The sequence below is a fragment of the Microcystis sp. T1-4 genome, from assembly GCF_000297435.1.
In the GTDB taxonomy this organism is placed as follows: Bacteria; Cyanobacteriota; Cyanobacteriia; order Cyanobacteriales; family Microcystaceae; genus Microcystis.
The window spans coordinates 1-4,570 of sequence record NZ_CAIP01000024.1; the positions used below are offsets into that span (position 1 = coordinate 1).

Here is a 4,570-nt window from a genome sequence, read left to right on the forward strand (position 1 = left end):
GATATTCTGACGGGAAGCGATGGATTGGATACTTTGAATTACAATTCTCTCGGTGAGTCGCTGCTGAGTGGCTTTGATGTTATTCAAGGCTACAATGGCACAGGTGCCAGTCTTGATAGCATTAATGCCCCTGGGTCTATTGCGGCCATCACTTTGACCGCATCGAAAGGGACAGCTAGTTCTTTAACCGCAGCGGCGATTCAGTTGGTCTTGACTAATGCGGCCTTTGCTGCTAACACGGCGGCGGCTTTTAAAGTGACAGGTCAAAGTGGTACTTTTATCGCTCTCAATAATGGAGTGGCCGGTTTCCAAGCCGCTAGTGATGCAATCATTCAACTGAGTGATTACGACATTGCTGTCGCCACACCAGTGGTAGTGATCTAGATTGAGAGATCATTTAAGTTTGCAGGCAGTAGGAGACTCTTCTCCTACTGTTGGGGGTCTTTCAAATGTTCATAGGGTTTTTATCTGGATTATCTCAGCTTTCAAGCTACCAGCATCCGATCGCTCGGCTTGAGGAGAAAAGGCTCACCGGTTTGGTAGTTGTCATCAGCGTCTGGGATTAGCTGCGGCGATCATGACCACTACCCTATTTTTACCCGCAGTCGCTATCCTCAGTTTTGTCGCTGATGCAGAAACTGAATAAAATGCGTAAATATCTCCTGCATCAATAATCTTTGGCCTGTAGTCGCTAATCTTTACTTCTCTTCTCATGCTAAATCTGGTTATTAAAAACTGATTATCTATAGATCCTTTTGCCCCTTGCCTCTTGCCTCTCCTGATATGTAGCCTATACTCAACGGATTTAGTATGAATGAGCATTGCCAAATTAATTATCTCGATCGTCGCTCGACTTTTCCCCGGGGCAATTTTCTATCAACCGACAGGAGAGAAAATTATCGCCCTTACTATCGATGATCTACCCACTCCCAACGATCTGGAAGGAAAATCCACCGATCGCATTTTAGCGGCGATCGCCGATCATAATCGAGAAAAAGCCAGCCCAGCAACTGCTGTCAAGGCGACTTTTTTTCTGATCACGGGACACCTACAACCGAACTCCACCTTGATTGAGAGCCTAATCGCCCAAGGTCACGAAATCGCTAATCACGGCACCCAGGATCTGCGTACCAGTCAACTGGCTGCCGACGCTTTTGCCAGTCAGTTTCGGGAAGCTAACGATATTTTAAGTCGTCTTGCAGGTCAAGAGCTGCGCTGGTATCGTCCCGGTCAAGCCTTCTATAATCAATCTATGCGCTCGTTTTTGGGGACATTTCCAGGCTATGAGTCCCGATTTGCCCTCGCTTCCATGATTCCTTTAGATACCGGAAAAGCAACGAATCACCCTCAATTTACCACTTGGTATATCTCGCAATTTATTTTCCCCGGGGCGATTTTAGTGCTTCACGGTGGCTCCCCCGAAAGAGATGAAAATACGGCGCTCGTGCTGAAGAATTTATTAGGGAAATTACACGATCAAGGTTATCAGGTGGTGACTCTCAGCCAATTAGTTGATCACAAACGTTAAGTAGTTGAACAAAAGTAAAGTTAACTGTAGGGTAAGGAGTCAGTCGTCAGTAAGAATTCCGGCAATTTACATTTCTATAAGATAGACAACAGAATTTATGTCCGACTACTTATTAGCTGATTTTCTCGGCATTAAAGACAAAAAAAAGATGATGGGAATCTGACAAGATTGGGCGATGAGTTTTGCTGAGGGGTTTTTATCAATCTAGAGGGACTTGTTGACCCCGAACAATCCTGTATTTTTTTAACAAGTCAGACCAAATCTTTCTGGGAGGACTTTAAAAATTGCCTTGGCATAAGTTGATATTTGAGAGAGGAAAATATAGAAGCAGCTGATTATTTACTAACCTACTTTTTTTAATTTTTAAGGTGTTAGGGCTGAGATATACTGAAATTATTGCTTATAGATCACTACCATGGGACGTTTAGCTCTGATCAGCGTGACTGACAAAACCGGAATAGTTGACTTTGCCCGTCAGCTAACAGAAGAGTTTGATTTTGAAATTATTAGCAGTGGAGGAACCGCAAAAACGCTCCAATCGGCGGGAATTCCCGTGATTAAAGTGGGAGAATACACAGGATCTCCTGAAATCTTGGGCGGAAGGGTAAAAACTCTCCATCCTCGCATCCATGGCGGTATTTTGGCTAGACGGGATTGGCAGTCAGATTTAGCGGAAATGGAGGCTAATCAAATTCGTCCTTTTGATTTGGTGGTGGTTAATCTCTATCCCTTTGAACAGACGATCGCTAATCCTGGTGTCACCACCGCTCAGGCGATCGAACAAATCGATATCGGTGGTCCGGCGATGTTACGCGCCTCGGCTAAAAATTTCGCCCATTTGACTGTCATCAGTAACCCCAAGTATTACGAGCAGTATTTAAGCCAATTACGGCAAAATAACGGCGAAATCTCCCTAGAATTTCGCCAAAAAATGGCGGGGGAAACCTTCGCTTTAACCAATGCCTACGATGGTGCGATCGCTGCCTATTTCGCCAGCTTAAACGGGGAAACGACTCGCTTTCATTTGGCCGGAAATGCCCTGCAAACCCTGCGTTACGGCGAAAATCCCCACCAAAGTGCCACTTGGTACGGCAGCGGTACGATGGCTCACGGTTGGGGAAAAGCGACCTTATTACAGGGAAAAGAACTAAGTTATAACAATTTAGTCGATTTGGAAGCAGCCCGCCGTTTAATCGCCGAATTCGGCAGTGAAGAACCAGCCGCCGCTATCCTGAAACACACTAATCCCTGTGGGGTGGCGATCGGTGATAGTTTAGTGGAAGCTTATACTAAAGCTTTTAACGCCGATGCTATCTCGGCTTTTGGGGGTATTGTTGCCCTAAATCAAGCCATAGATGAAGCAACCGCTAAAGAATTAACGAAACCCTTCCTAGAATGCGTGGTTGCCCCCGATTGTAGCCCCGAAGCCCGGGATATCCTCGCTAAAAAGTCAAAAGTGCGGATTTTATTGCTGCCGGACTTAACCACGGGAGAAAAACAAACAGTAAAAGTTATCGCCGGCGGTTTTCTAGTACAAGCGGCCGATGATGTGGTAGAAACCCCAGAGGAGTGGCGCGTGGTGACAGAAAAACAACCCACTGCCGCACAATTAGCGGAATTACTGTTTGCTTGGAAAGTATCTAAGCACGTTAAATCTAACGCTATTGTGGTGACAAAAAATAAAACTACTTTAGGGGTTGGTGCAGGGCAAATGAATCGCGTTGGTTCGGCGAAAATTGCCCTTGAACAAGCAGGGGAAGCGGCCAAAGGTGGCTATTTAGCTAGTGACGGCTTTTTCCCCTTTGATGATACTATTCGCACGGCGGCCCAGTTTGGCATCGAGGCAATTGTTCAACCAGGAGGTTCTTTAAAAGATCAGGATTCGATTAATGCCGCTAATGAGTTAGGTTTAATTATGGTCTTAACAGGCATTCGTCATTTCTTGCATTAATACAAAGTTAGGGTGTGTTGTTGCTTAAATTAACCCACCCCAACTTTGTATTAATTATCGGTTAATTTGCCTGACTCAATAGTCTTAAATTTGCCAAAAGTGCGATGATGACCTGCTTTTTGGAAACAAAGAAAATAGGCTCTTAGTTAATTGGTATGGTTCGATAGGGGGGAATAAATTGACTAAATCCTTATCTGGCGAGAGATTTAATTGATTAGTTAGCTCTAGAGCAAAAACAATTGACAAAAATCGCCAAATATCTTTTTCTATAAGGGTTTCATCTCTTATAATCCTGTCCGTTGCATCAGACAAACTGAAGAACCAAACTTTTTCAGCAAACCCTAATTATTTGATAATAGGACTTCCTGCTAGAAAGTTATGAGTGATAAAGTCTTTGTGTTCTTTGTGCCTTTGTGGTGCTTTATTGCCATTTTTGGTAATCTTCACCGCTGCCATTAATTTACTCCCCCAATGGTCTTGGATTATCGTTAGTCTTGTGGATGTTCAATGTTTCAGGCGGCATGGAGTACCGCAATAACATCGATTTGCTCAGGCTTGATATAATAAATTATGCGATAAGAACCTCGATAACTTCTCGAATCTGCTCAGTTTCCAACTCCAGAACAAGACGACCCGAAAAGTGAAAATTAGCGTTCTGTTCTGATCGTCTGGTCAATTTTTCAACCAGTCTTTGAGCATATTGAGGGGAGTTTTGTGATATGTAGTTGTAGATGGATGATAAGTAGGGCTTGCTGAATAATGGTAAAACCCTTGTGGGTTAAGACTTTTAGAGTTTTTGTAAATCAAAAAGTACCAGATATGGGAGTGATCGGGGGGAAAATTCAGGGACTTTTTCCCTGAAAATTAGGTAATTGACCCCTTCAAAATCGGTAAAACCCTACACCCCACACCCCACCTGCCCCCCCGATGTCGGGGGGGTTGGGGTAGGGTTGTTTCATTTAAATTAAGTACAGCTGATTTTGAGTCAATAAATTTGACTGAAAATTCTCAAATTTATCTTTTTCTAATCAAAAGAGTTAGTCACAATAACTAATCTTTAATCCCCTGCCAATATTTATTATGAATAAATT

4 protein-coding genes are annotated in these 4,570 nt (G+C 43.5%); 3 read left to right on the top strand and 1 reads right to left on the bottom strand.

Annotated features, from left to right (window positions below):
- Nucleotides 1–384, top strand: a 384-nt coding sequence (locus tag MICAI_RS01235; protein ID WP_304412240.1) for a bluetail domain-containing putative surface protein, incomplete at its 5' end; no start/stop codon positions are given.
- A 165-nt stretch (nt 385–549) separates the two neighbouring features.
- On the opposite strand, the gene MICAI_RS26200 is transcribed toward MICAI_RS01235, so the two are convergent.
- Nucleotides 550–822, bottom strand: a complete 273-nt coding sequence (locus MICAI_RS26200; protein WP_081504637.1) for a hypothetical protein — start codon at nt 820–822, stop codon at nt 550–552.
- On the opposite strand from MICAI_RS26200, the gene MICAI_RS01240 reads away from it, so the two are divergent.
- Together MICAI_RS01240 and purH are read left to right on the top strand one after the other, a co-directional pair.
- Complete coding sequence (locus tag MICAI_RS01240) at nt 815–1,528, top strand: polysaccharide deacetylase family protein (RefSeq protein ID WP_008196651.1); 714 nt, start codon at nt 815–817, stop codon at nt 1,526–1,528. The two genes, MICAI_RS26200 and MICAI_RS01240, sit on opposite strands and share 8 nt — an antisense overlap.
- A gap of 415 nt (nt 1,529–1,943) precedes the next feature.
- Nucleotides 1,944–3,479: a bifunctional phosphoribosylaminoimidazolecarboxamide formyltransferase/IMP cyclohydrolase gene (gene purH, locus MICAI_RS01245; RefSeq protein WP_008196653.1), complete on the top strand. Its 1,536-nt coding sequence runs from the start codon at nt 1,944–1,946 to the stop codon at nt 3,477–3,479.
- Nucleotides 3,480–4,570 lie beyond the last annotated feature (1,091 nt).